Source organism: Streptomyces sp. NPDC001153 (assembly GCF_053598315.1).
The window spans coordinates 92,457-118,403 of sequence record NZ_JBSFJZ010000001.1 but is presented as its reverse complement, the minus strand read 5'-3'; the positions used below and the strand labels follow the sequence as shown (position 1 = coordinate 118,403).

Sequence of the window (25,947 nt, the reverse complement as noted above, 5' to 3'; positions counted from 1 at the left end):
AGGGATTTGGCAACACACGATACGGTGGTGCTTCCGGCATATGCCAGAGTCTTCCCCGAGTGATCCGCGCACACGAACGATGTACGCGCCGGGCGGGTCAAGTCGTAGGAGAACTACGCGAGTTGTCTCCTACGGGCCGCTTTTTCCTCGACGCTCACCCCTGTGTTCGACGCTCCTTCGTTCCAGTGTGCGGCAAGCGTCTTGTACCTGTCGAAGTCTGACCGGATTTCGCGGCATGCGAGGCGCCTTCGAGGACTCCATTAAGGCATGGACGCCATCACTGTCGAACAGCCCGCACAGGCCCGGCTCGTCACCGCCGAGGACGAGGAGATCCCCGTGTCGGCCACGCTGCGCTACACCACGGACGACCCCCTGGCCGTCTTCGTGGACTTCCCGGGCGAGGCCGCCCTGGACGGCGTGGAGGTCACCTGGGTCTTCGCGCGCTCCCTGCTCGACCAGGGACTTCGGGCCCCGGCCGGCCACGGGGACGTGCAGATCTGGCCGTACGGCCGCACCCGGACCGTCCTGGAGTTCCACTCGCCCCACGGGCTCGCCCTGCTGCAGTTCCCCGCGTCGGCCCTGCGCCGCTTCCTGCTGCGCACCTACGGAGTGGTGGCGCCGGGGCAGGAGGATCTGGGCGGAGTGGTGGAGCGGGGGCTGAGCGCCCTGTTCGGCGGGGTATGAGGCGAGAGCCCCGGCTGCTTTGACTTCTGTTCACCTTCGCCTCACCGCTGCGGTATGGACCGCGACGACGGCCCCGGGCACCCTGGCGCGCGGTGTGCCGCAGGGGCATCCGAAGGTGACAAGGACGGGGCGAATGACACCGATCAGCCGAAGAGGCTTCGTGGGGCTCGGCGCATCCGTGGCGGCGGGTGTGGCGCTGGGCGGCGCCGCCACCCGTACCGCAGCCGCAGCGACCACCGCGACCGGCACGATCAAGGACGTACAGCACGTGGTGATCCTGATGCAGGAGAACCGCAGCTTCGACCACTACTTCGGCCGTCTGAAGGGCGTGCGCGGCTTCGACGACCGCAGCGGCATCACCCTCGGCGGCGGCCACCCGGTCTTCGACCAGCCGAACGGGACGGGCCGCCAGTACCCGTGGAAGCTCAGCGCGACCCCGTCCGCCGGCGGCAAGGACGGCGAGACCCTCGCCCAGTGCAACGGCGACCTGCCGCACTCCTGGTCCTCGCAGCACTCCGCCTGGAACAAGGGCCGCATGGACAACTGGGTCGCGGGCGTCGGCAACGTCCGCTCGCTCGGCTACCTGGACCGCTCGGACATCCCCTTCCACTACGCGCTCGCCGACAACTACACCATCTGCGACGCATACTTCTGCTCCACGCTCAGCGCCACCGGCCCCAACCGCACCTTCCTGTGGAGCGGCAAGGTCGACTCCACCAGCTACGACGGCGGCGACGAGTCCGGCCTGACCTGGCAGACCTACGCCGAGGCGCTGCAGGCCGCCGGGGTGTCCCGGAAGGTCTACCAGAACGCGGCGGACAACTACGGGGACAACGGCTGCGCCTACTTCAAGAACTTCGCGAACGCCAAGGCGGGTGACCCGCTGTACGACCGCGGCATGTCCTCGGTGCCGAAGGTGACCGGCTCGACCCCGGACGACATCGCCGCCGCCCTCAAGGCCGACGTGCTCGCGGGCACCCTCCCGCAGGTCTCCTGGATCGTGCCCAACCAGGCCTTCTCCGAGCACCCCTACGCCCCGCCCGGCGACGGCGCGCACTTCGTCAACCTCGTCTACCAGGCCCTCGCCGCCGACCAGGACGTGTTCGACTCCACCGTCCTGTTCCTCAACTACGACGAGAACGACGGCTACTTCGACCACGTGCCCCCGCCGGCACCCCCCGCCGGAACGGCCGGCGAGTTCCTCAACGGGGTGCCGTACGGCTTCGGCTTCCGTGTCCCGATGATCGTCATCTCGCCCTGGACGCGCGGCGGCTGGGTCTCCTCGGAGGTCTTCGAGCACACCTCGGTGCTGCGCTTCCTGGAGACCTGGACGTCCGCCATCGGCAAGCCGGCCAAGTGCGCCAACATCAGCGACTGGCGGCGCAAGGTCAGCGGCGACCTCACCGGAGTCTTCGACTTCGCCAACCCCGTCCACGGCCCGGTCTCCCTGCCCGCGACCAGCGTCATCGGCATCGACACCTGCGGCCCGCTGCCCAACCCGGCGCCGACCGACAACGCCCAGCCCGCCCAGGAGCCGGGCACCCGCCCCGCCCGCGCGCTGCCCTACCAGCCGAACGGCTACCTGGACCACCTGGAGTTCGGCGCGGCCGGCAAGATCCTGGCCTGGTTCACCATGACCAACCAGGGCAGCCCGGCCGCCCGCGCGGCCCACTTCTCCATCCACCCCAACGCCTACCGGGACACCACCCCCTGGCAGTACACGGTCGACGCGGGCGGCACCGCCTCCGACTACTTCAACATCGGCACGGGCTTCGGCGGCGGGAAGTACGACCTGACCATGGTCGGTCCGAACCGCTTCCTGCGCCGCTTCCAGGGCGACGCGACCAGGGCGGGCAAGTCGGCCGAGGTGAGCACCCGTTACGCGGTCGAGCCCGGAACGGGCAAGCTCGCGATCTACTTCAGGATGACCAACGCGGGCTCGTCCTCGGTGACGTTCACCATCACCTCCAACCACTACCGCGGCGACGGTCCGTGGACCTACACCGTCGCCGCCGGTGCCTCGGCGGAGGACTACTTCAACGCCGTCGCGTACCAGAACGGCTGGTACGACTTCACGGTGACCGTCGACTCCGACGCGACCTGGTCGCGCCGGTTCACCGGGCACCTGGAGACGGGCGCGGCCGGCGTCAGCGGCTGACCCCGGCGCAGGGGCCGTACAGGTCCGGGCGCGGGGCGAGTTGGACGGCCACCCGGCCGCCGGTCTCCAGCGCCCGGACGCCCGCCTCGGCCACGACGGACGCGGCGTATCCGTCCCAGGCGCTCGGACCGGTGACCTCGCCACGCCGGGTGGCATCCACCCAGGCCTGCACCTCGCGGTCGTAGGCGTAGGCGAACCGGACGAGGTAGTCCTGCGCCACCTCCTCGCGGGCGCCGCCCGCGGTGGTGACCACCATGGTGTGCTCCTCGCCGATCCGCGCGCTGCCCCGCTCGCACACGGCCTCGCAGCGCACCTGGTAGCCGAAGCCGCAGTTGACGAAGACCTCCACGTCGACCAGGGCGCCCTGCGCGGTCTCGAACAGCACGAACTGCGGATCCAGCAGCCCCTCGGGGGCGTTCGCGGACGGTGTGGGACGCAACACGGTCACCGCCGTCAGCTCCTGCCCGAGCAGCCAGCGGGCCGCGTCGATCTCGTGCGAGACGGAGCTGTTGATCAGCATGGCGCTGGTGAAGCCGCCGGGGGAGGAGACGTTGCGGTGGGTGCAGTGCAGCATCAGCGGCCGTCCCAGATCGCCGCCGTCCAGCAGCGCCTTGAGCCGCCGGTACTCGGCGTCGTAGCGGCGCATGAAGCCGATCTGCGCCAGGCGGCGGCCCAGCCGTGCCTCGGCCTCCACCACCCGCAGCGCACCCGTGGAGTCGGGCACCATGGGCTTCTCGCACAGCACCGGCAGCCCGCGGGCGAAGGCGGCGAGCAGGGCCTCCTCGTGGGCGGGGCCGGGGGAAGCGATCAGCACGGCCGCCACGCCGGGGGCGTCGAGCGCGGCCACGGGGTCCGGGTGCACGGTCACCGCGTCGAGTCCGGCCGCGGCCTTCTCGGCCCGCTCTACATCGGGGTCGGCCACCGCCGCGACCCTGGCTCCGCTGACCACTTGGTCGAGGCGTCGTATGTGGTCGGCCCCCATGTGTCCGGCACCCAGTACCGCCACTCCCAGCAGGTCACCCATGTGTGCGCTCCCTTACCCGACGATCACGCCGTGACGATCACGGCGTAGCGTACGCCGGGCAGGGAGCGCTGCCGGGGGAGTGCGGGGGGTGCGGGGGCGGCTCAGTACCGGAGTACGCCCGCGATCCCGTTCGCGTCGCCCAGTGCGCCGTCGGGCACGAAGCGGACCTCGGCGCCGGTCTCCAGGCACTGCTCGACGATCTCGTCCACGATGTCCTCGCGGGCGTCCAGGTCGCCGGCTTCGGCCGGCACCAGATGCCCGCCGAGGTCGTTGACGGTGGCCCGGAAGTTCTCCTCCACGGCGAGCAGCCGGACCCGGCCGTCGCGGGCGCTCTGCCACAGCTCGTCCAGACCGGCCGCGTAGGTCTTGTGGCCGCGCGCCGAGGTCAGCTCCCGGATCACGGACGTGGTGTCCTTGCGGGCCTCGTCCTCCAGCACCGGCCGCAATGCCTGCCACACGGCCTCGGGACCGGCGTGCGCAAGGCCGCCGTGCGGGACCAGGGTGGCTTCCTTGGCCGCGATGCCGACCTCCTCCAGCAGGGACAGCGCCGCCTGCTCACCGGTGATGTACAGCGGCCGGGGCTGGTCGCGCAGCAGCGCGGCCATGACGGTGTCCGCCTCGCGCAGGAAATGGCGCGTGCCCTCGTCGCGGAAGGCGCTCGGCTGGTCGCCGATCTGCATCTGACGCTCCGCGTCGAAGTTCTCCTGCCGACGCTCCAGCGGGAAGCCGCCGGACTCCTCCGCCACGACACGGCCCTCGCCGCCGCTCCACAGGGTGACGCGGTCCGTGGAGACCGACAGCGCCCAGAAGGGCCGTTCGGAGGCGTGCGCGGCGACCAGGTTGCGGGTGAGGAAGGTGTCCGAGAGCACCACCCGCTCGGGGACGGTGCGGGCCAGGGACCAGACCTGGTGCTCGCCCGGAGCGGCGAAGATCACCAGGCCGTCCTCGGCATGTGCCAGGTCCACCTCCGCCAGCGCCCGGTCGAGCTGGGCCACGACGTCGTTGCGCCGCTCACGGGTGACGGCGGGGTCGGACTCCAGGCGTTTGCGTGCCTCGGTGACGACATTGCGCAGCCGGACGGGATCCTGCTCGTTGTCCGGTTCCCGGCGGTGTGTCGGGGTCAGCACGGACACTGCGGGGTAAGGGCGCGGGCGCCGCAGTTCGGCCAGCATTGCGGGACTCAGTGCGTGCTCCATGACAGCACGATAGGGCGGATTCACGAGTACGGCATTCGGGGTGTTCCGGGCCCGGAACACCGCAGCGGATTCCCCCGTGGGAACCGGTGACGCGGCACCCCGCGGACGGCTACCGTACCGGCCAGTAACCCGACCGCAGCACGCCCCAGGAGGCCTGACATGCCGCAGCTCGAAGTCGACGGAGCGGCCCTGACGTACGACGACGAGGGCCCCCGTGACGCGCCGGAGGTGCCCTTGGTCTTCGTCCACGGCTGGACCGCGAACCGGCACCGCTGGGACCACCAGATCGCGCACTTCTCGGCGAGACGCCGGGTGATCCGGCTGGACCTGCGCGGGCACGGGGAGAGCACCGGGGCCGGGGTGCGCACGATCGCGGAGCTGGCGCGGGACGTGCTGGCCCTCCTCGATCACCTGGAGGTCGAACGGTTCGCGCTGGTCGGCCACTCGATGGGCGGGATGATCGCGCAGACCATCACCCTGGCCCACCCCGCGCGGGTGGAGCGGATGGCGCTGGTGGGCTCCATCGGCCGGATGACCTACAGCCGTGGCCGGGGCCTGCTCATGGCCGCCTCCACCCTGGTGCCGTACCGGCTGTTCGTGGCCGCCAACATCCAGCGCGCCTTCGCGCCCGGCTATCCGCGTGAGGAGATCCGCGCGCACATCCGCGCCTCCGCCGCGACTCCGCGCGAGGTCGTGATGACGCTGTACGGCGCCATGCGCGCCTTCGACGTCCTCGACCGGGCCGGGGAGATCCGCACGCCCACGCTGATGGTGCACGGTTACCACGACGTCCAGCTGCCGGTGCGGCAGATGCTGCGGATGGCCAAGGCCTACCCGGACGCGGTCGTCCGCATCCTCGACGCGGGCCATGAGCTGCCCCTGGAGAAGCCGGCCGAGCTGACGGAGGCGCTTGCTTCGTTTCTGGCCGTGAAGGACTGACACGCGAGCTGCTTGGCCAAGTCTTTGCCCGTGGCCGGTTCCCCGCGCTGCCGGCCCGGAGTCCCGGCGCTCCGGGCGTTTCGCGAAGGCAAAACCCGGCCGAAACCATGAGGAGCGTGGGGCACGCGTGTTACGGCCGTGTTGACCGTGTGGAACACCTGACGGAGGCTCGTCATATAGGTGCTCGATACAACTGGTTTGCTCGGCCCAGTGCCGGAGGCAGGAGGCAGCGCATGTGCGGCATCGCAGGATGGGTCTCTTTCGATCGCGACCTCACCGCCGAGGCCACCACATTGCATGCGATGACCGAGACGATGGCCTGCCGCGGCCCGGACGACCGCGGCACCTGGGCCGAGGGCCCGGCCGCGCTGGGCCATCGCCGGCTCGCGATCATCGACCTCCCCGGCGGCCGTCAGCCGATGTCCGTGGCGACCCCGGAGGGCACCGTCGCCATGGTGTACTCCGGGGAGGCCTACAACTTCACCGAACTGCGCCGGGAACTCCAGGGCCGCGGCCACCGGTTCACCACCGACTCCGACACCGAGGTCGTCCTGCACGGCTACCTGGAATGGGGTGACACGGTCGCCGAACGGCTCAACGGCATGTACGCGTTCGCCGTCTGGGACGGCCGCCACGACAAGCTCGTGATGATCCGCGACCGCATGGGCATCAAGCCCTTCTACTACCACCGCACCCCCGACGGCGTCCTGTTCGGCTCCGAGCCCAAGGCGATCCTCGCCAACCCGCTGGTCCGCCGCCGGGTGACGCTGGACGGGCTGCGGGAGCTGTTCGTCCTGGTCAAGACGCCCGGACACGCGATCTGGGACGGCATGCGCGAAGTGGAACCCGGCACGGTCGTCACCGTCGACCGCTCCGGCCTGTCCACCCGCGTCTACTGGCGCCTCGAGACCCGCCCGCACACCGACGACCGCGACACCACCATCAGGACCGTGCGCTCGCTGCTCGACGACATCGTGCGCCGCCAGCTGGTCGCCGACGTTCCGCGTTGCACCCTGCTCTCCGGCGGCCTCGACTCCTCCGCGATGACCGCGATCGCCGCCCGGCAACTCGCCCGGCAGGGCGAGAAGGTGCGCAGCTTCGCCGTCGACTTCGTCGGCCAGACCGACAACTTCGTCGCCGACGAACTGCGGGGCACCCCCGACACGCCGTTCGTGCACGACGTGGCCGAACTCGCGCGCACGGACCACCAGGACATCGTGCTCGACGCGCAGTCCCTCGCCGACCCCGCCGTGCGCGAGCAGGTGATCCGCGCCCGCGATCTGCCGGTCGGCTTCGGCGATATGGACACCTCCCTGCTGCTGCTCTTCCGCGCCATCCGCGAGAAATCCACGGTGGCCCTGTCCGGGGAGTCCGCCGACGAGGTCTTCGGCGGCTATCTGCAGTTCTTCGACGAGGAGGCGCGCCGCGCCGACACCTTCCCCTGGCTGGCCACGTTCAACCGGCACTTCGGCGACGACGCCGACGTACTGCGCGCCGACCTCACCAAGTCGCTGGACCTGGAGCGTTACGTCGCCGACGGCTACCGCACGGCCGTCGCCGGCATCGAACGGCTCGACGGCGAGAGCGACTTCGAGTACCGGATGCGGCGGATGAGTCATCTGCACCTGACCCGCTTCGTGCGCGCTCTGCTCGACCGCAAGGACCGGATGAGCATGGCCGTCGGCCTGGAGGTCCGGGTGCCGTTCTGCGACCACCGGCTGGTCGAGTACGTCTACAACGCCCCGTGGGCGCTGAAGTCCTTCGACGGCCGGGAGAAGAGCCTGCTGCGGGAGGCGGCCGCGGACGTGCTGCCGCAGTCGGTGTACGAGCGGGTCAAGAGCCCGTACCCCTCCACGCAGGACCCGCAGTACGCCCGCGCCCTCCAGGAACAGGCCAAGGAGCTGCTCTCCCGGCCCTCGCACCAGGTCTTCGACCTCGTCGACCGCGACCGGCTCCGCCGGGCCGCCGAGCGCGAGGCGCCGGTCAGCACCCAGGCGGCCCGGCGCGGCCTGGAGCGCGCTCTGGACCTCGCGCGGTGGCTGGAGGTCTACACGCCCGAGGTGATCACCGGCTGAGGCCGACAGCCGAGGCGGCCACGGTCACGGTGTCCACCCGGCGAGCCTCGGGGTACGCCGGGCCGATGGCGCGGACGTCGGCGTGGGCGGTCCCCCCGGCCGCGAGCCGGTAGGTGCCGGCGCCGCCCTCCGGCGTCGGCAGCGCGGCGCCGTCCCCGCGCCCGTTGCCCGTGTGCGTCCCCGCTGTCATCAGCTGGTGGGGTTCAGGGTGGCGCTCCAGTCCTCGCCGTCCGCCGGACAGGAGCTGCCGCTCGGCGGCAGGGAGCCGTAGAGCAGGAAGTCGTCGATCTTCTGGTGCACACACGTGGAGGAGGTGTAGCCGGTGTGGCCGTCGCCCTTGTTGTCGAGCACCACCGCCGACGGGCCGAGCCGTGCGGCCGTCTCCACCGTCCACTGGTACGGCGTCGCCGGGTCCCCGCGTGTGCCCACGAGCAGCATCCTCGCCGAGTCGACGTCCTTCACCCGGTCGCGGATGAAGTCGGTGCCCTTGGGGCGGCCGTAGCACATGAGCAGCTCGGTCAGCCGGTAGCGGCCGAAGACCGGCGAGGCCTGCTCGTACTCGGCCTGCAGGCCCTTCAGGTCCTTGGTGATCCGTGCCGCGCCGGGCCGGTCGGGGTCGTCGGCGCAGTTGATCGCCATCAGCGCGGCCTCGAGGTTGTCCGCCGGCACGTCCTGCGGATCGACCAGACCGCCGTTGCGGTGGCCGCCCAGGGGCAGGCCGGCGCCGCCGGTGGCGAAGTTCTGCACGCCCCGTACGTCGCCGTCCTGGACCAGCGAGGCCAGGGCGCGCTCCAGGGAGGGCCACAACTGCCTGCTGTAGAGGCCCTGCCCGATCGCGCCGACCAGGTCCTGTCCGGAGAACGAGCCGCCGAAGTCCGTCGGGACCGGGTTCGCGTCGAGCGAGCGCACCAGCCCGGCCACCTGGTCCGCGGCCGCACGCCGGTCCTGGCCGAACGGACAGGCGACGTCCGTCGTACACCAGTCCAGGAAATCGTCCAGCGCGGTCTGCTGCCCCTCGGCGGCGGCCAGCCCCTGTGCGGACAGCGGCTCGGTCAGGGTGTCCACACCGTCGAGGGCGAGCCGGCCGACCTTGTGCGGGAACTGTGCCGCGTACACCGCGCCGAGCCGCGTTCCGTACGAGAAACCGAGGTAGTTGAGCTTCTTGTCGCCGAGGGCCTGGCGGATGACGTCCAGGTCGCGGGCGGCGTTCACGGTCCCTATGTGGGGCAGTACCGGGCCGGAGTGCCGGGTGCACGCGCCGGCGGCCTCGCGCAACCTGGCGAGCAGCACCTGCGGATGGGCGAGGCCGGCCTCGTCGTCCAGCGCGGTCGAGGCCTCGTCGCTGCCCTCGCCGCAGCTGACGGGGGAGGAGCGGCCGACGCCGCGCGGGTCGAAGGTGACCACGTCGTAGCCGTTGGTCAGGTCCATGAACTCCTTGCCGTCGGTGGCCAGTTCGGGGACACCCGCACCGCCCGGTCCGCCGAAGTTCAGCAGCACCGAGCCCTGCTTCTTCCCGGTCGCCCGGTAGCGGGCGAGGGCCACGTCGAGCGTGCCCGTGCGGGGCCGGGCGTAGTCGAGCGGGACGGTGACCTTCCCGCACTGGAGGTCCTTGGGCATGTCCGGGCCCTTGCAGGCCGTCCAGGTCACCTTCTGCCGGTAGAAGCGGGACAGGTCGGGCTGTGGTCGGCCGGCTGCGGGCAGGCCGGCGCCGAGCAGCGTCAGGGCGAGGGCTCCGGTACCCGCGCAGCGCCGCACGGCGGGCCGTGTGGACAGCTTGGCCAGCATCGATCGCCTCCCGGGACGCCTGTCGCGGGCGGTGGGGACGGCGCCCTCGGGTTCACCATAAGCGGGCCCCGGACGGCCCGCCTCCCGACGAGCGGGACGGCATCCGGTGCCGTACTCTCCGCGCCCCCGATGCCCGTTATCGATCATTGAGAGTCTTTACATGCAGTTCGATAACACTGTCGCTCGACGGGGTGAAAGACCGATAAGCCATAACTCGGATGGTTCGCCTGCGTTTTATGGGGTGCGGGTGAGTGCCCGCGACGAAGTCTGGAAGGCAGGGAACCTATGAGACGGGCTACCCGTAACGGTGTGATCGCCGTCGTCGCCGCCTCCGGTGCGATGGCCGTGGCGCTGCCGGTGTCCGCGGCCTTCGCGGCCGGCGGTGCCGCCGCCGACGGCTCCGCGGCCGGCTCGCCCGGGCTGATCTCCGGCAACGGCATCCAGCTCCCGGTCCACGTGCCGGTGAACGTGTGCGGCAACACCGTGAACGTGGTGGGGTTGCTCAACCCTGCCGTCGGCAACGCCTGCGCGAACCGCGTGAACCGCGGCACCGGAAGTGGCGGGCCGGAGTCCGGCGGCGCCGCCGCCCACGGCTCCGCGGCCGGCTCGCCCGGCGTGCTGGCCGGCAACGACGTCCAGCTCCCCGTCGATCTGCCGGTGAACGTCAGCGGCAACAGCGTCAACGTGGTCGGGGTGGGCAACCCGGCCAAGGGCAACCACTCGGTGAACGGCCCCGTCGGCCGGCCCCGCACCCCGAGCAGCCCGGCCCCCACCAGGCATCACCGCAGCCCGCGCACGGCACGCCCCGTCGTCCGGCCGGACGTGTCCGCGCTGGCCCACACCGGTGCGGACATCGCACTCCCCGCCGTGGCGGGCAGCGCCGCGCTGCTCCTCACGGGCACGGCCCTCTACCGCCGCTTCCGTCCCGCCGACACCAACTGACCCACCCTCTCCAGAGGCCCCACCGGACACCGGCCCGGTGGGGCCTGCTGCACCGGCGACCCGCGGTGGCCCACGGCGCACGGGATTCCGCCGGTGGCCGGTGGTGTACGAGGAGGATGGCGGGTGCTGCCGCAGCGGGCGCGCTGGGCTCCGGTGCGTGCTCCGGGGTGGCCGGGCCGTGTCGGGTGCAACGGCCGATCTCCCCGTGGCGCGGCCCTCGTTGATCCGGAAGGATGCGGCACGGCAGTCCGGTCCCGACGGAAAACGGAGCGCATCGATGACCCCTGCGGCCCCCCACGACCTCGTCGTCACCCAGGCCACCCTCGCCGACTGGCCGGTGATCGCCGGATGGGCGGCGGCGGAGGGCTGGAATCCCGGGCTGTGCGACGGGCCCGCGTTCTTCGCGCAGGATCCCGACGGGTTCTTCCTCGGCCGGATGGACGGCGAGCCGGTGTCGGCCGTCTCCGTGGTGAACTACGGCCCGGAGTACGCCTTCCTGGGCTGCTATCTGGTCCGCCCCGACCTGCGCGGCCACGGCCACGGCCTCACCACCTGGAAGACCGCCCTCGCCCACGCCGGCAACCGCACCGTCGGCCTGGACGGCGTTGTCGCCCAGCAGGACAACTACCGCCAGTCCGGGTTCGAACTCGCGTACCGCACGACCCGGTTCACCGGTACGGCCCCGCGGCGCGAGACGCCCGCGGGCGTCCGGCCGGCCGGGCCCGCCGACCTCGCCGCGATCACCGCCTACGACAGTGCCTGCTACCCGGCCGACCGTCCGCGCTTCCTCGCCGAGTGGTTCACCGGCCCCGGACACCGGGCCTTCGTCCGCCACGACGGCACCCGCCTCACCGGCTACGGCGTGCTCCGCCCCGGCCGCGACACCCTCCGCGTCGGCCCCCTCTTCGCGGACACCGCCGACGACGCCCGCGCCCTGTTCGCCGCCCTCACGGCCGAGGCCGCGGGAGGCGAGATCGCCATCGACGTGCCCGAGCCGAACGCGGCCGGCGTCGCGCTCGCCGAGGAGGCCGGACTCCAGGCCTCCTTCGAGACCGCCCGCATGTACACCGGGCCGGTCCGCGAGCACGCCCGGCACCGGGTGTTCGGCGTCACGACGCTCGAACTGGGCTGATCCCGGGCCGTACCCCTCGGGACCGGGCGAGCTGTCCTCGCCCGCCGAGTGCCTGGCCCCTGAGCCGGCCGCCGGGACAATCCCGTTGCCCCGGACCGGTCCGGCATGGTCGAGTCGGGGCATGGATCTCTCGGCGGTGCTCGCCCTCTACGACCGTGACGTGCGCGAGAACGCGGCTTCCGACGGACCCGGTGCCCGGATCGAACGGGTCGGCGCCGTGGTGCGTCAGGTCGCGGACGGGCACGGGTGGAACGGCGTGCTCTGGTCCGCTCTGGACGCGGCGGGCGCGGACCGGGCGATCCGTGACCAGGTCGCCTACTTCACCGGCCTCGGCCGCGACTTCGAGTGGAAGCTCTACGGCCACGACCGGCCGGACGACCTCGGCGCCCGGCTCCTCGCCGCCGGATTCCGGGCCGAGCCCGCGGAGACACTGATGATCGGCGAGACCGGCCGGCTCGCCGTGGACGACGGACCTCCCGAGGGCATCCGCCTCGTACAGGCCACCGACGCGGCCGGCGTCGACCTCGTCGTGGACGTCCACGAGAAGGCCTTCGGTACCGACGGCACCCGGCTGCGGCACCGGCTGCTCGCCCGTCTGGCCGCCGACCCCGGCACGGTCGTCGCCGTGGTCGCGCTCGCCGGGGACGAACCCGTGAGCGCCGCCCGGATGGAGCTGGTGCCCGGCACCCGGTTCGCCGGGCTGTGGGGCGGCGGCACCGTCGAGGCCTGGCGGGGCCGGGGCGTCTACCGCGCACTGGTCGCCCACCGCGCCCGCGTCGCCGCCGACCTCGGCTACCGCTACCTCCAGGTCGACGCCTCACCCATGAGCCGCCCGATCCTCGAGCGCCTCGGCTTCCATGCGCTGAGCACCACGACCCCGTATCTGTACGGCAGCTGACTTGCCATCAGTTCAGTCGCCTGGCCGTCGTGAGCGGCGACGGTCCGCACCGGTTATTGCCGGGACTTTCTGTTCATCCGAGCTTCATGCCATGTACCTTTCAACCACTCGACGCGTGTAGAACCCTCAAGCGGGCTCTACGCGCGCAGACTTGGCGCCCGCACCGCCTCTCCCCACCCCTCATGGAGGTTCGCCGGATGCTCGGATCCAGGAGATCCCGCCGCAGACTCACCACCGCCCTGGCCGGTTTCGGACTGCTCCTCACCGGAGCCGCCGTCCAGATCGGCAGCGGCACCGCCGCCCACGCGGCGACCACGCACCGCATCCTGTTCGACAACGCCCACGCCGAGACGGCGGGCAACGCCGACTGGATCATCTCCACCAGTCAGCCCGACCCGCTCGGCGAGAACCCCTCCCCGTCCGCCGAGACCGACTGGACCGGCGCCCTGTCCTCCTGGGGCGTGGCGCTGCAGAAGACCGGCGACTACAGCCTGAAGACGCTGCCCTCGGGCTCCAGCCTCAGCTACGGCGGCTCGTCGTCGACCGACCTGTCGAACTTCGACACGCTGGTCCTGCCGGAACCCAACACGCTGTTCACGAGCGCCGAGAAGACGGCGATCATGAACTTCGTGAAGAACGGCGGCGGTCTGTTCATGATCTCCGACCACACCGGAGCCGACCGCAACAACGACGGCTACGACGCGGTCAAGATCCTCAACGACCTGATGACGAACAACAGCGTCGACTCCACCGACCCGTTCGGCTTCTCGGTCGACTCGCTCAACATCAGCTCCGACCACCCGGCGGCGATCAGCGACAGCACCGACCCGGTGCTGCACGGCTCCTTCGGCACCGTCACCAAGAGCCTGATCGCCAACGGCACCACCGCCACCCTCAAGCCCGCCGACAACCCCGCCGTCAAGGGCCTGCTCTACCGCACCGGTTACTCCGGCAACACCGGCGCCTTCTTCCTCACCAGCACCTTCGGCAGCGGTCGCGTCGCCTTCTGGGGCGACAGCTCCCCGATCGACGACGGCACCGGCCAGTCCGGCAACACCCTGTACGACGGCTGGAACGACAGCAGCGCCACCAACGCGGCCCTCGCCCTCAACGCCACCGCCTGGCTGGCCGGTTCGGGCACCAGCAGCGGCGGGGGAGGCGGCGGTGGTGGCGGCACCGGCACCTGCACCGCCGCCCAGCTCCTCGGCAACAACGGCTTCGAGTCCGGCAACACCGCGTGGAGCGCGTCCAGCGGGGTCATCACCAACTCCACCGGCGAGTCGGCTCATTCGGGCTCGTACTACGCCTGGCTCGACGGCTACGGCACCGCCACCACCGACACCCTGTCCCAGGCGGTGACCATCCCGGCCGGTTGTTCGACGGCCACGTTCAGCTTCTATCTGCACGTCGACACGGCCGAGACCTCGACCAGCACGGCCTACGACACCCTCAAGGTCCAGGTCCTGGGCAGCTCGGGCACGGTCCTCGGCACCCTGGCGACGTACTCCAACCTCAACGCCGCCTCCGGCTATACCCAGCGCAGCTTCGACCTCAGCAGCTACGCCGGGCAGACCGTCACGCTGAAGTTCACCGGCACCGAGGGCTCCCAGTACCAGACGTCGTTCGTCGTGGACGACACCGCGCTCAACGTGAGCTGAACCGGCCGGGGGCGGGCCGTACCGGTCCGCCCCCGTCCCGTCGGGCCGCCGGCACGGTCCGCTCCGGAGTGTTCCAGCCGGAGACCCGCACGCCCGGTGCCGAGCCGTGCAGATCGGCCGTCCGGCAGGTGGCGGTCAGCGTCACCGACTCGCCCGGCCACAGGCTCACCTCGTTGTCCGACCAGCGCACCGGCAGCACCGGCCTGCCCTGCGCGTCCACGAGGTGGACGTCCGTCAGCAGCGCCGGCGTCTTCCCGCTCCCGGTGTTGCGCAGGGTGACGGTCGTCGTCGCCGTACCGTCCGACGACCGGGTGGCCGCCGTCGCCGACACCGGCACCTGTGCCATCGAGGCGAGCCCGCTGAGGTCGGCGTAGCTCGTCGTCGGCGTGTAGTACCAGGTGGTGCCGGACCAGTCGAGGGTGTCGGGCCGGGTGGAGAGCCAGTACACGTTCCGGCTCACCTCCTTGCCGTCCGCGCCGGTCAGGACCAGGCGGAGCAGATACGTCGAGGACAGTCCGCCCACCGAGGACGGCAGTGTGAGGGCGGTCCCGTGCGCCCCGTCACCGCTGACCGTCAGCCCGCCGACCGTCTTGTCGTACTTCTGCGTGCCGTCGGGGTCGAACAGGGTGGCCCGGGCGGTGAGTCCGGTCGCGGCGGCGTGCCGGTGGTTGACGACGACGACCGAGCGGCTGTCGTACGAGTACTGGATGTGCAGCGGCTCGTTCGCCTTCTTCGCGCCGAAGTAGGCCCCGCCCTGATCCAGGTAGCGGTCCGTCAGCTGCCAGTGCAGGGACGTCCAGCCGCTGTCGAACATCCAGTGGATCACTCCGGTCGAGGGCTTCGAGGAGTCCGTGGCGTTGCGCTGGTACGCCTCGAACTGGGCGCGGACGTTCTCGTACTGGGCCAGCTGGGCCTTGCGCACATAGTCGGCGAGGCTCTTCGGCGCGCCGTAGCGGCCGGTGAGCGCGGTGTCGTAGATCTTGAGCGTGCCGAAGACCGGGGACGGCGAGCGGTGGTACTGCCTCGCGTCCGGGTCCTTCCAGAGGGTGTCCAGCTCGGCCGGGGTCAGCATGCGGCGCAGGGTGTCGAGGGTGGGGATGCTGGGGCCCGCGCTGGTCTCGGAGTTGAAACCGGTGGCCCCGCCCTCGCGTTTGAGGTACCAGTAGCCGGGCGGCACCCAGTCGTACGGCCCGGTCATCTTCATGCCCGAACTGCCCAGCTGCGGCGAGGAGTTGTCGGAGGCGGCGGAGACCACCGGGTCGGGCCAGTCGGCGGCCTTCAGGGCGTCCAGGTAGGTCTTCTCGATCCTCGCGTCGGGCGCGAAGTCGCTGCCGATCAGGAAGGAGATCACGCTCGGGTGGTCGCGCAGCCGGGCGGCCTCGCCGGCCATGGACGCCTGCGCCACCGGATAGTCGGCCTCGGTCCACTTGTCGCCGGTCTCGCTCCCGTTGACCTGGCCTTCCCACTTGTCGCAGCACTCCCAGCCGGGCAGGGTGAGGATGCCGTAGCGATCGGCGAGGTCGAAGAACTCGTCGGGTTCCAGGTGCCCTTCCAGACGGATGGTGTTCAGACCCAGGTCGAGCGCGTATTTCAGCCGGTCCTCGACCGAGGCGCTGTCCCAGCGCAGGAACTCGTCCGGCGACCAGCCGCCGCCCTTGATCAGCAGTGTGCGGCCGTTGATCCGGTACTGGCGTGCGCCGTCCGCGTTCAGCGGGGCCTGCACGTCGCGGATGCCGAAGCTGTCGTGCGCGGTGTCGGACGTCGTACCGGCGACGGACGCGGTCAGGTCGAGGTCGTACAGCGGCTGTTCGCCCATCCCGGCCGGCCACCACACCTTCGGCGAGGTGAGACGCAGGCCCGGGGTGTCGGCGGGGGAGAAGGTGACGGTCTTCGTCTCGTGGGCGGCGAGCGGGACCTGCCGGGTGAACGTGGTCGCGCCGATGTGTCCGGTGACCTCGGCGGTGACCGCGCTGCCGGTGTCGTTGCGGGCCTGCGTCTTCACCGTCAGGTCGGCGGAGGCGAGCGACGGGACGGTGAGCCTGGCGATCACGTGCGCGTCGCGCAGCGCCACCGGGCCGCCCCTGTGCACCAGGACGTCCCGGACGATGCCCATGTTCCGGTCGGGCGGGGGCTGGAGCCAGTCGATCCAGCCCATGGTGAGGTCCTTGTCCGGATCGTTGGGCCGGATGCGGAAGGCGACCGTGTTGGTGCCGGATCTGACCAGCGAGGTGATGTCCAGCTCGTGGCGCGTGTAGGCGCCGGTGGTGTCCGCGGCCTGCGCCACCTGATGGCCGTCGACATAGACGTCGGCCGCCGAGATCACCCCGCTGAAGTCGAGGAAGGTGCGCCGCGTGGTGTCCGCGACGGTGAAGTCGGAGCGGTACCACCAGGGGACCTGGAAGTCGGCCTTCGGGATCTTCTGCTGGTTGGTGGAGTAGAAGGGGTCGGCGTACACGCCGTCGGCGAGGAGCGCGGCCAGGACCGTGGAGCGGGGGCCCGCCGGATACCAGCCCTGCGCCGGATAGCCCGGGGAGGAGATGGCGGCGGGCGAGTCGCTCACCTTGGCCGAGGACTGGATGGCGTAACCGGCCAGCGGTGTGTCGGTGCCGGCCGTGGAGGGGACGCGGGTGGTCCGGGCGGGCCCGTGCGGTGGGGCCGGTTGCCGGGCGCCGCCCCAGGCGCCGCCGGTGAGGGAGCCGAGCAGGCCGAGGACCAGGGCGGTGACGGCGTACCGGCGTCCGAGGGCGGGGCGAGGGGACATGGCAGGGCTCCCGGGGCGGTAAAGTTAGGAAACTTTACTAACTCGCCTCAAGCTAGGACGCCGCGTGGGGTCGTGTCAATGACGGTGGGCGGCGGCGCCGTGGGCCCGGTCAGGTTCCGGCCGTCCTGCGCTCGAACACCAGGTCCCGCGCCGTGTCCAGCGCCGTGGCCACCGCGCCGAGCAGCACCGCGTCCTCGCCCAGGCGGCTCGGCGCGATACGCGGCCGCAGCGGGGTGAGGGCGCGCACCTGCTCCTGGACCGGGCGCAGCAGCAGGTCGACGCTGTGGCCGACGCCGCCGCCGAGCACCACCAGATCCGGGTCGAGCACCGCGGCGGCCGCCGCCACGGTGTGCGCGATCCGCTCGGCCTCCAGCTCCACCGCCCGCAGGGCGGCCGGATTTCCCTGCCGGGCCGCGTCGAAGACCGCCTTCGCCGTGAGCTGCCCGCTCATCCCGAACTCCCGGGCGGCCTCCACCACGGCCACCCCGGACACCGCGTCCTCCAGCCGCTCCGGCTTGTGCCGGCCCGGCCACGGCAGGAAGCCGATCTCGCCGGCCAGCCCGTGCGCCCCCGTGAACAGCCGTCCCTCGCTGACCACGCCCATGCCCAGTCCGGTGCCGATCAGGATGTACGCGAAGAGCCGGCTTCCGGTGCCGACGCCGTACGTGTACTCGCCGAGCGCCGCCAGGTTGGCGTCGTTGTGCACCTCCAGCGGCACGCCCAGCTCCTCGCGCATGCGGTCGACGAGCCCCGCTCGCCCCCAGCCCGGCAGATGCATCGCGTACCGCACCCGGCGCTGCTTCTCGTCGTAGACACCGGGCGTGCCGACCACGCCGTGCACCACCCCGGCCGGGTCCACGCCCGAATTGCCGATCACCTGCCGGGCGGTGCCCACCACCAGGTCGGCCAGTTGGGCGGAGGCGCGGGCCCGGTTGCGTACGTCGGCCCGGGCGACGACCGCGCCGTCCAGGTCGACCACCGCGACCCGCAGCCAGCCGCGGCCGATGTCCACGCCGAGCGCGTACCCGGCGGCCGGGTCGGGGGCGTAGAGCACGGCGGTGCGCCCGCGCTCCGGGGCGTGGGTGCCGACCTCGTGCACCAGGCCGGCCGCCTCCAGGGAGGCCAGCGCACTGGAGACCGTCGGCTTCGACAGGCCGGTCTCCCGCGCCAGTTGGGCGCGGGACGCCGCGCCGAGGGCGCGCAGCCGGTCCAGCAGCAGCCGCTCGTTGGTGCTGCGCAGCCGCCGGCGGCTCCAGGGCTGTTCCTGCTGCTCTGCGGCGTCACTGACGGTCATCGGACCATTCTCAGGTATTCCCGGCGCATACTTGACGACTCTAGTAAGGCTCCTTAACTTTATCGGCCAGTCAGCCCGCCGGGTGCCGTCGAGCGCGCCCGTGGCGTCAGGAGTCCCCATGTCCGGTAGTCCGCCGCCCACGGGTGGTTTCGTCCGCCGTGTCGGCCTGTTCCAGGCCACGGCCATCAACATGAGCCAGATGTGCGGCATCGGGCCGTTCGTCACGATCCCGCTGATGGTCACCGCCTTCGGCGGCCCGCAGGCGGTCATCGGCTTCGTCGCGGGCGCCGTCCTCGCGCTGTGCGACGGGCTGGTCTGGGCCGAGCTGGGCGCGTCGATGCCCGGCTCCGGCGGCAGTTACGTCTATCTGCGCCAGGCCTTCCAGTACCGCACCGGCCGGCTGATGCCGTTCCTGTTCGTGTGGACGGCGATGCTCTTCATCCCGTTGATCATGTCCACGGGCGTGGTCGGCTTCGTCCAGTACCTGGGCTATCTCGCCCCGGATCTCGGCCAGACCGCCGGCGACCTGATCGGCCTCGGCATCATCGCGCTGGTCGTGATCCTGCTCTGGCGCGGCATCGAGCACATCGCCCGGATCACCGCCGTGATGTGGGCGGTGATGATCGCCTCGGTGCTGCTGGTGATCGTCGCCGCTGCCTCCGACTTCAGCCCGCACCTGGCCTTCACCTACCCGTCGGGCGCCTTCGACCTGACGAGCAGCCACTTCTGGCTCGGGTTCGCCGCCGGCCTGACCATCGGCATCTACGACTACCTCGGCTACAACACCACCGCGTACATGGGTGCCGAGATCAAGGACCCGGGCCGTATCCTCCCGCGCTCGATCCTCTTCTCCATCCTCGGCATCATGGCCATCTACCTGCTCCTCCAGATCGGCACCCTCGGGGTCGTCGACTGGAAGCGGATGGCCGACCCGCACGACATCGCCTCCACCTCGGTCGCCTCGGCGGTCCTGGAGAAGACCTGGGGCAAGGGCGCCGCCGACACGGTGACCGTGCTGATCCTGGTCACCGCGTTCGCCTCGGTCTTCACCGGGCTGCTCGGCGGTTCCCGGGTGCCCTACGACGCCGCCCGCGACCGCGTCTTCTTCAGGCCGTACGAGAAGCTGCACCCCCGGCACCGCTTCCCGATGCTGGGCCTCGCGACCATGGGCGTGATCACCGCCGTCGGCTTCCTGATCGGCCGCCACACCGACCTCGCCACCCTCATCCAGCTCCTGACCACCGTGATGGTGATCGTCCAGGCGCTCGCCCAGATCCTGGCCCTCACCGTGCTGCGGCAACGGCAGCCGCACCTGCGCCGCCCGTACCGCATGTGGCTGTACCCGCTGCCGAGCCTCGTCGCGTTCGCCGGCTGGTGCGTGATCTACGCCTACGCCGACAAGAACTCCCCGGGCCGCCACCCCATCGAATGGTCCCTCGCCTGGCTGGCGCTCGGGTGTGTGGCCTACGTCGTCTGGGCACGGCTGGAGAAGGTGTGGCCGTTCGGGCAGAAGGAGATCAGCGAGGAGTACCTGGCGGGCGCGGACCCGGACGTGGCACCCGTGTGACGGCCGGTCTGTCACCGGCACACCTCGATTTCCCAGCCGGGCCTGTCAGTTGACCTGTACGTCGACGGTGGGCTCGGCCGTGGTGGTGTCCGGGATGTCGTCCACCCAGCACGTCAGCCGGCCGTCCGCACGCAGGGCGACATGGAGGCCGTTGTTCTCTCCGCAGGCGGCGCGGCCCGTGGCGGCGAGGGTGTCGAGTTCGGTGCCGTCGGCCAGGGCGTCACCTTGCCGTTCGGGTGCAGGGTGACGTGCAGGCCGTTGTTCTCTCCGCAGGCGGCGCGGCCCTTGGTGGCGAGGACGGCGGTGGCGTCGGCGGTGACGAGGCCGGTGCGCAGGGTGCGAAGAGCACGCATAGGTGGACTGTCCTTCGGCCGGTTTCGCTCGTCGGTGTCTTCGACGCCACGGACCAGGCAATGCAGAGGCAGTCGGGCGTCCTGAGTCTTTCGATCCTTGACATGCAAGTCATTACCTGCATAACGTTGAGTGTGCGATCAGAGGACGACACCGGGATGGACAGGGTCTTCAAGGCGCTGGCCGACGACACGCGCAGGCGCCTGCTGGACCGGCTCCACGAGAACAACGGCCAGACCCTGGGTGAGCTGTGCGAGCGCATCGCCATGACGCGCCAGTCGGTCACCCAGCATCTGGCGGTCCTGGAGGCCGCCAACCTGATCAGCACGGTGCGGCGGGGGCGGGAGAAGCTGCACTACCTCAACCCCGTACCGCTCCACGAGATCCAGGAGCGGTGGATCGACAAGTTCGAGCGCCCGCGCCTGAGCGCGCTCGGCGCTCTGAAGCGACGAGCCGAGGAAGCCATGACCGACAAGCCGCATTTCGTGTACGTCACCTATATCGCGAGCACACCCGAGAAGGTCTGGGAGGCGCTGACCGACGCCGACCTGACGGCCGCCTACTGGGGTCACCGCAACGAGTCCGACTGGCGGCCCGGCTCCCGCTGGGCGCACGTGCGTACCGACGGCTCCGGCATCGCGGACGTGGTCGGCAAGGTGGTGGAGAGCGACCCGCCGACCCGGCTGGTGACCACCTGGGCCGCGCCGGACGACGAGAGCCGGGAGGACCGGCACTCCCGCGTCACCTTCGAAATCCGCCCGTACGAGGACATCGTCCGGCTGACCGTCGTCCACGAGGACCTCAATGACGAGGGCGAGCGCTCGGACGTCGCCTCCGGCTGGCCGGCCGTGCTGTCCAACCTCAAGTCGCTGCTGGAGACCGGCCGGACCCTGCCGCAGGAGCCCTGGCTGGTGCCGGGCCGCTGAGCGGAGGCGAGGGAGACCGGCCCGCCCGGGCGGACCGGTCTCCCCGCAGTGCTCCGGTACTTCCTGTTGATCCTTTCCGTGCGTCTCCTGTCACGGCCTGGGGGTGCTCCGCGCCGCCGTACCGGCGCATACCAGTCCGAGCACCAGCGCCAGTGCGCCGATGACGACGTTGTTGATGATCACGCCCCTGTCCGGGCCGCTGCCCACGATCCAGGGTGCGATGATCATCCAGATGCCCATGGCGCACATGGCCCAGCTGAGGCCGTACATCCGCTCGGGGGCCCGGGTGAATCCCAGTGCCAGCAGCCCTATCGCTATGCCGATGATCAGATTGTGCGTCATGAGCGCGGGCTGGCTCGTCGTGTAGTGCACGATCCACGGGGATGCCGCGCAGTAGAGCCCGAGCAGGAAGACCGGCCCGTCCACGAGCGCCACATCACGACCGCCGAGCATGCGGGCGTAGCGTGCCCGCATTTCGGAGACATCGGGGTGGGTCGATATGTCACCCCTGTGCACGTTGGCCATAACTCGTCTCCTTTGACTTGCAGGCCAGACCGTGTCTGGTGCGGTGTGTGTTTACCACCGTGTTCCCAGTCTGCTCTTATTTTTTCTTTATGTGTAGGTCCGTGTCGTTACCGTGACCAGCTGTCTCACCCACCGCCCAGCGCCCGCAGTTGCGCCGCCCGGGTCTCGGCCGTCTGCCCCTGCACCAGCAGGAACAGCGCCTCCCGCGCGAGGCGCTGGGCGCGGCTCGTCAGGGCCATCGACCGGCCGCCCCCGGCCACCACCGCCGCCGTGGTGGCCGTCCGCAGCACCTCGTACGCCTCCGCGCGCACCGCCAGCCGCTCCGCGACCCGCTCCAGCGGCGCCGGATGGTCGGCCAGGGCGTAGGCGCGACGGCGGACGTCGGTGAGCCGGGCCGTGAGCGGGGCTGCTGTCTCCGCGTCCAGCAGGGACAGGGCGGCCTCCGTGAGGCCGAAGACCGCGGGGCTCGCGTTCAGCGTCCTGGCCCGGTCCAGGGGTGCCAGCCGCTCGTACGGCATCCGCAGGGCGACCGACTCCTCCGGCAGCCACAGTCCGGTCAGCTCCAGCGACACCGTGCGCGCGGCGGTGAGCGCCGCGAGGCGCATCGGTTCCGAGGCCCGCAGCCCCCGCTGGGCGCGCGCCTCGGCGAACGCGAGCAGCGCCTCGCCCGCGTCGGTCACCCCGGCGAGCAGCATCACGTCGTTCAGGCCCCACCCGGTGTACCAGGGCACGGTCCCGTCGAACCGCCAGCCGTCTCCCTCCCGGCGGACGCGTACCGGCACGCGCGGATACGACCGCAGGTGCGCGTACGCCACCCCGGACATCAGCTCGCCCCTCGACAGCGGGCCCAACAACCGCTCGCGTACCGGGAGTTCGCTCTGGGTCAGGACCTGCACGGGCGTGTGGTGCTGGGTCTGCACGAACCACGTGGAACAGCACGCCCCGGCCAGGATCTCCGCGATCCGGCGGACCACGTCCGGCGGCGCGCCCGAGCCGCCGTACGCGACCGGAGCGCCCGCCCCGAGCAGCCCCGACCGTTTCACCGCCTCGATGTGGCTCGTCGGCACGCCCTCCTGGTCGACCCGCTCGGCCTCGGGGATCAGCAGGTCCGCGGCGAGCCGGTGGGCGCGGTCCAGGAGCGGATGTGCGGTGGCGGCTGTCATACGGGTGATTCTTCCGAAGATTTGTTCCGGCGCCGTGTCGATCCGAGGGGCGGCCGTTCGTGTAGGAGGTGTCTCGCATCCGAGAGACCCTGAAGTCACCGAGGAGGACATCATGAAGCACTACCTGCTCAGCGTGGTCCAGCCGACCGGCGTGACCCCGCCCGCCCCCGACGCGCTCGCCGCGATCATGCGCGACGTCGAGGCCTTCAACGACGAGCTGCGCGCCGCCGGGGCCTGGGTGTTCGCGGGCGGCCTGCACGGCCCCGAGACCGCCACCGTGCTGCGCCCCAAGGACGGCGAGGTGCTCGTCACCGACGGGCCCTACGCCGAGGGCAAGGAGTACCTGGGCGGGCTCTGCCTGATCAGGGCCGCCGACCTGGACGAGGCCCTGGAGTGGGGCCGCAAGGCCGCCCTCGCGACCACCCTGCCCATCGAGGTACGGCCCTTCGTGGACCAGCACTAGCCTCGTCCCCCGGATCACCTCGCGGCCCGGACGAGGCGGTCGCGAGGTGCGCCGGGGCGGCCGGCGACGGCGCTGCCGCACCGCCGCGGCCACCTGCCGGATCATGCGGAGCAGCGGCCTGCCGCTCTCAGGCCAGCCGCTCGTCCTTGATCGCCAGCTGCTGGTCTCCCCTCCGGAGGTCCACGGTGCGGATGCCGAGCGCGTCCTTCAGCCGGCGGGCGGGCACGACCTGGGGAGTGGGGCTGGCTGCCCGTCCCGGCTTGGGCAGCGGGTAGGCGGTGGTGGTGGCGGAGTGGAAGGTGATGTTGCCCTCCGTCTTGGTGAACAGCTGGTGGACGTGTCCGTTGAGGCAGGTGACCGAGGAGAAGCGGCGCAGGAGCGCGATCACCTTCAGTGCGTCGTCCGTGCTCCAGCCCCACCGCGGGTACATGGCGAAGAGCGGGATGTGGCTGAAGACCACGACCGGGGTGTCCGGCGGCAGGCCTGCGAGATCCTTGCGGACGAAATCGATCTGCTCGGTGCCGAGGTGACCCAGCTTCTCCAGGCTCAGGGTGTTGACCAGGGCGAGGACGTGCACACCGTGGGTGTCGAAGCTGTACCAGCCGTCGCCGAGCGTGCCCTTGCCGAAGGTCTGCCGGTAGGCGCGGCCCGCGTCGCCGATGGAGTCGTGCTCGCCCGGCACGGTGAAGACACGATCCGTCCGCAGTTCGGCCATCATCTGCCTGACCTGGTCGAACTGTCCCGCCGTGGACAGGTGTGTCAGGTCACCGCTGTGCATGACGAAGTCGGGCCGGAACCCGAGCCCGTTGACCTGGTCGATCGCCGCGGTGAACGAGCCGACCACGTCCGTGTTGGCCGGGCCCTGGAAGCCGATGTGGCTGTCGGAGACCTGCACGAACCGCAGCGCGGCGCCCGGTGCCGTGGCGGCCCGTGCCGTGGTGTCCCGCGAACCGGCGACATGGCTGATCACCTCTCCGCCGGCCACGGTGAGCACCACGGCTCCGCCGAACCATCCGGCGTGCCGCATGAGTTGGCGCCGGGTCATGCCGTGTTCGGAAGGGGGTGCCCCGGCGCCGTCGTCCGGTGCCGGGCTCCGGTGGTCGTCGTACGCGGTCATGAGGTCACCTCCACGGTGCCGGTCATGAACGGATGGATGGTGCAGACGTAGGCGTAGCTGCCGGGCTTGGTGAACGTGTAGGAGTAGGTGCCGTGCGTCGCGAGGGCGGGGGAGTGCAGCGGACCGCCCGAGCCGGCGCTGGTGACGGTGTGGGCATCGGTGTCCTCGTTGGTCCAGGTCACCGTCGTGCCCGCTTTGACCTTCAGCGTGGCCGGAGAGAACGCGAAGTTCTTGATCGCCACGGCGTTCGCGGACACCGGTGCGGCGGCCGTGTTCCTGCCCGGAGAGCTCATGGGCATGGTCATGCCGGGTGTCGCCGAGGTGCCGGGCACCCCGGCGAGCCGATGCTGACCCGGGCCGGGCGTGAGGGAGCCCGTGTCCGAGGAGCGGGTCGACTGGCCGCACGCGCTCAGAAGCCCCAGTACGGCGGCGGTGGCGAGGGCCGGCCCGGCCGCACGGCTCGATCGGCGGCCCATGGGGCGGAGGTTGACGTACATGATGTTCATTCCCCAGTGATCAGGTGATGCCGTGTGCGACGGCTCATGCCTGGTTCCACGGGCGGCGGTGTCGCGCGGTTCGGGGAGATATGCATCTTTTGTCGGATCTCGTAGTGTTCACCGGGTATGACACGACAAACCGATGCGTATGCGTGAGGATCGGCTTATGCCATGGAAGACCCGAAAACGTGGCGATGCGGCCGATCCGAGTCGCTCCGGGCGCCGTGTCTCGGGTAGCGGGACCATTCCGACCACGGACGAGGAACTGCTCCGGGCTCTGTACGCCGAGCACGCGGGCCCGCTGTTCCACTACGTCCTGCGACTGACGTCAGGAGACCGGCAGTGGGCCGAGGATGTCGTGCAGGAGACGTTGCTGCGGGCCTGGCAGCACCCCGCCGCGTTCGAACCGGAACGCGGCCCGGCGCGCCCCTGGCTGTGCACGGTAGCCCGGCGCCTGGTCATCGACACGCACCGGGCCCGGCAGGCGAGGCCGACGGAGGTGGGGGGCGACGCCCTGGAGCGGGCCGCGGAGCGGACGCCGGGCGAGGACCGGATCGAGCAGGCGCTGCAGAGCTGGGCCGTCGCCGACGCCATCCACACCCTGTCCCCGGATCACCGGGCCGTACTGCTGGAGACGTACTACCGAGGCCGGACCGTGGCGGAGGCCGCCGAGGTGCTGGGCATCCCGCCGGGCACCGTGAAGTCGCGGACGTACTACGCCCTGCACGCCCTCCGGCTGGCTCTGCGGGAACGAGGCATCGAGCGATGACCACGGCATGGAGGAGGTGCCGG

The 25,947-nt window shown here is 71.2% G+C and carries 23 protein-coding genes; 12 read left to right on the top strand and 11 right to left on the bottom strand.

The genetic code is table 11. The features are described 5' to 3' along the window. The first annotated feature begins 267 nt into the window (after nt 1–267). A complete protein-coding gene (locus ACWDEN_RS00540) occupies nt 268–684 on the top strand; it encodes an SsgA family sporulation/cell division regulator (RefSeq protein WP_351603595.1) in 417 nt (138 codons plus the stop codon). Between the two features lie 133 nt (nt 685–817). Next, nucleotides 818–2,842, top strand: a complete 2,025-nt coding sequence (locus ACWDEN_RS00535) for a phosphocholine-specific phospholipase C (protein ID WP_450856486.1) — start codon at nt 818–820, stop codon at nt 2,840–2,842. Here the strand turns inward: ACWDEN_RS00535 and ACWDEN_RS00530 are convergent. After that, nucleotides 2,832–3,866 carry a Gfo/Idh/MocA family protein gene (locus ACWDEN_RS00530; RefSeq protein ID WP_450856484.1) on the bottom strand — a complete coding sequence of 345 codons (1,035 nt, stop codon included), beginning with the start codon at nt 3,864–3,866 and terminating at the stop codon, nt 2,832–2,834. The two genes, ACWDEN_RS00535 and ACWDEN_RS00530, sit on opposite strands and share 11 nt — an antisense overlap. A gap of 101 nt (nt 3,867–3,967) precedes the next feature. Then, complete coding sequence (locus ACWDEN_RS00525; RefSeq protein WP_351603601.1) at nt 3,968–5,062, bottom strand: baeRF3 domain-containing protein; 1,095 nt, start codon at nt 5,060–5,062, stop codon at nt 3,968–3,970. Between the two features lie 159 nt (nt 5,063–5,221). Here ACWDEN_RS00525 and ACWDEN_RS00520 point away from each other — a divergent pair, with 159 nt between their 5' ends. Continuing rightward, a complete protein-coding gene (locus ACWDEN_RS00520) occupies nt 5,222–6,001 on the top strand; it encodes an alpha/beta fold hydrolase (protein WP_351603603.1) in 780 nt (259 codons plus the stop codon). Nucleotides 6,002–6,234: 233 nt separating this feature from the next. Then, nucleotides 6,235–8,076 carry an asparagine synthase (glutamine-hydrolyzing) gene (gene asnB, locus ACWDEN_RS00515; RefSeq protein ID WP_450856481.1) on the top strand — a complete coding sequence of 614 codons (1,842 nt, stop codon included), beginning with the start codon at nt 6,235–6,237 and terminating at the stop codon, nt 8,074–8,076. On the opposite strand, the gene ACWDEN_RS00510 is transcribed toward asnB, so the two are convergent. Then, nucleotides 8,066–8,266, bottom strand: a complete 201-nt coding sequence (locus ACWDEN_RS00510; protein ID WP_450856479.1) for a hypothetical protein — start codon at nt 8,264–8,266, stop codon at nt 8,066–8,068. The two genes, asnB and ACWDEN_RS00510, sit on opposite strands and share 11 nt — an antisense overlap. Further along, the gene (locus ACWDEN_RS00505) at nt 8,266–9,861 is read right to left on the bottom strand and encodes an alpha/beta hydrolase (protein ID WP_450856477.1); all 1,596 of its coding nucleotides are present in this window, start codon (nt 9,859–9,861) and stop codon (nt 8,266–8,268) included. Before ACWDEN_RS00505 ends, ACWDEN_RS00510 begins: the two co-directional genes overlap by 1 nt. A 285-nt stretch (nt 9,862–10,146) precedes the next feature. Between ACWDEN_RS00505 and ACWDEN_RS00500 the strand changes: the two genes are divergently transcribed. The 4 genes from ACWDEN_RS00500 to ACWDEN_RS00485 all read left to right on the top strand — a co-directional run bounded on the left by ACWDEN_RS00500 (nt 10,147) and on the right by ACWDEN_RS00485 (nt 14,491). Then, on the top strand, nt 10,147–10,803 hold the full coding sequence (locus tag ACWDEN_RS00500; RefSeq protein ID WP_351603609.1) for a chaplin: 657 nt from the start codon (nt 10,147–10,149) through the stop codon (nt 10,801–10,803). A 277-nt stretch (nt 10,804–11,080) separates the two neighbouring features. Next, nucleotides 11,081–11,935: a GNAT family N-acetyltransferase gene (locus ACWDEN_RS00495; RefSeq protein ID WP_450856474.1), complete on the top strand. Its 855-nt coding sequence runs from the start codon at nt 11,081–11,083 to the stop codon at nt 11,933–11,935. A 121-nt stretch (nt 11,936–12,056) separates the two neighbouring features. Continuing rightward, complete coding sequence (locus ACWDEN_RS00490) at nt 12,057–12,833, top strand: GNAT family N-acetyltransferase (RefSeq protein WP_351603613.1); 777 nt, start codon at nt 12,057–12,059, stop codon at nt 12,831–12,833. A 197-nt stretch (nt 12,834–13,030) separates the two neighbouring features. Continuing rightward, nucleotides 13,031–14,491, top strand: coding sequence for a hydrolase (locus tag ACWDEN_RS00485; RefSeq protein ID WP_450856472.1), 1,461 nt, complete (start codon nt 13,031–13,033; stop codon nt 14,489–14,491). On the opposite strand, the gene ACWDEN_RS00480 is transcribed toward ACWDEN_RS00485, so the two are convergent. Together ACWDEN_RS00480 and ACWDEN_RS00475 are read right to left on the bottom strand one after the other, a co-directional pair. Then, complete coding sequence (locus tag ACWDEN_RS00480; RefSeq protein ID WP_450856470.1) at nt 14,478–17,252, bottom strand: glycoside hydrolase family 2 protein; 2,775 nt, start codon at nt 17,250–17,252, stop codon at nt 14,478–14,480. The two genes, ACWDEN_RS00485 and ACWDEN_RS00480, sit on opposite strands and share 14 nt — an antisense overlap. Before the next feature lie 109 nt (nt 17,253–17,361). Beyond that, nucleotides 17,362–18,546 carry an ROK family transcriptional regulator gene (locus tag ACWDEN_RS00475; protein WP_450856468.1) on the bottom strand — a complete coding sequence of 395 codons (1,185 nt, stop codon included), beginning with the start codon at nt 18,544–18,546 and terminating at the stop codon, nt 17,362–17,364. Nucleotides 18,547–18,664: 118 nt separating this feature from the next. On the opposite strand from ACWDEN_RS00475, the gene ACWDEN_RS00470 reads away from it, so the two are divergent. Beyond that, nucleotides 18,665–20,113, top strand: a complete 1,449-nt coding sequence (locus ACWDEN_RS00470) for an APC family permease (RefSeq protein ID WP_351603620.1) — start codon at nt 18,665–18,667, stop codon at nt 20,111–20,113. A 113-nt stretch (nt 20,114–20,226) separates the two neighbouring features. Here ACWDEN_RS00470 and ACWDEN_RS00465 read toward each other — a convergent pair whose 3' ends face one another. After that, the gene (locus ACWDEN_RS00465) at nt 20,227–20,466 is read right to left on the bottom strand and encodes a hypothetical protein (RefSeq protein ID WP_450856465.1); all 240 of its coding nucleotides are present in this window, start codon (nt 20,464–20,466) and stop codon (nt 20,227–20,229) included. A 156-nt stretch (nt 20,467–20,622) separates the two neighbouring features. Between ACWDEN_RS00465 and ACWDEN_RS00460 the strand changes: the two genes are divergently transcribed. After that, on the top strand, nt 20,623–21,390 hold the full coding sequence (locus tag ACWDEN_RS00460; protein WP_351603624.1) for an ArsR/SmtB family transcription factor: 768 nt from the start codon (nt 20,623–20,625) through the stop codon (nt 21,388–21,390). 90 nt (nt 21,391–21,480) lie between these two features. Here the strand turns inward: ACWDEN_RS00460 and ACWDEN_RS00455 are convergent, their stop codons facing one another. Together ACWDEN_RS00455 and ACWDEN_RS00450 are read right to left on the bottom strand one after the other, a co-directional pair. Next, complete coding sequence (locus ACWDEN_RS00455) at nt 21,481–21,915, bottom strand: SPW repeat protein (RefSeq protein WP_351603626.1); 435 nt, start codon at nt 21,913–21,915, stop codon at nt 21,481–21,483. 125 nt (nt 21,916–22,040) lie between these two features. Beyond that, a complete protein-coding gene (locus tag ACWDEN_RS00450; RefSeq protein ID WP_450856463.1) occupies nt 22,041–23,078 on the bottom strand; it encodes an acyl-CoA dehydrogenase family protein in 1,038 nt (345 codons plus the stop codon). 112 nt (nt 23,079–23,190) lie between these two features. On the opposite strand from ACWDEN_RS00450, the gene ACWDEN_RS00445 reads away from it, so the two are divergent. Continuing rightward, entirely contained in the window at nt 23,191–23,541 is a 351-nt protein-coding gene (locus tag ACWDEN_RS00445; RefSeq protein ID WP_069782743.1) for a YciI family protein, read from the top strand. Between the two features lie 127 nt (nt 23,542–23,668). Here ACWDEN_RS00445 and ACWDEN_RS00440 read toward each other — a convergent pair whose 3' ends face one another. Together ACWDEN_RS00440 and ACWDEN_RS00435 are read right to left on the bottom strand one after the other, a co-directional pair. Further along, nucleotides 23,669–24,658: a metallophosphoesterase family protein gene (locus tag ACWDEN_RS00440; RefSeq protein WP_450856461.1), complete on the bottom strand. Its 990-nt coding sequence runs from the start codon at nt 24,656–24,658 to the stop codon at nt 23,669–23,671. Continuing rightward, entirely contained in the window at nt 24,655–25,155 is a 501-nt protein-coding gene (locus ACWDEN_RS00435; protein WP_450856459.1) for a cupredoxin domain-containing protein, read from the bottom strand. The genes ACWDEN_RS00440 and ACWDEN_RS00435 overlap by 4 nt, the downstream gene beginning before the upstream one ends. 166 nt (nt 25,156–25,321) lie before the next feature. Between ACWDEN_RS00435 and ACWDEN_RS00430 the strand changes: the two genes are divergently transcribed. Next, a complete protein-coding gene (locus ACWDEN_RS00430) occupies nt 25,322–25,924 on the top strand; it encodes a sigma-70 family RNA polymerase sigma factor (RefSeq protein WP_450856457.1) in 603 nt (200 codons plus the stop codon). Nucleotides 25,925–25,947 lie beyond the last annotated feature (23 nt).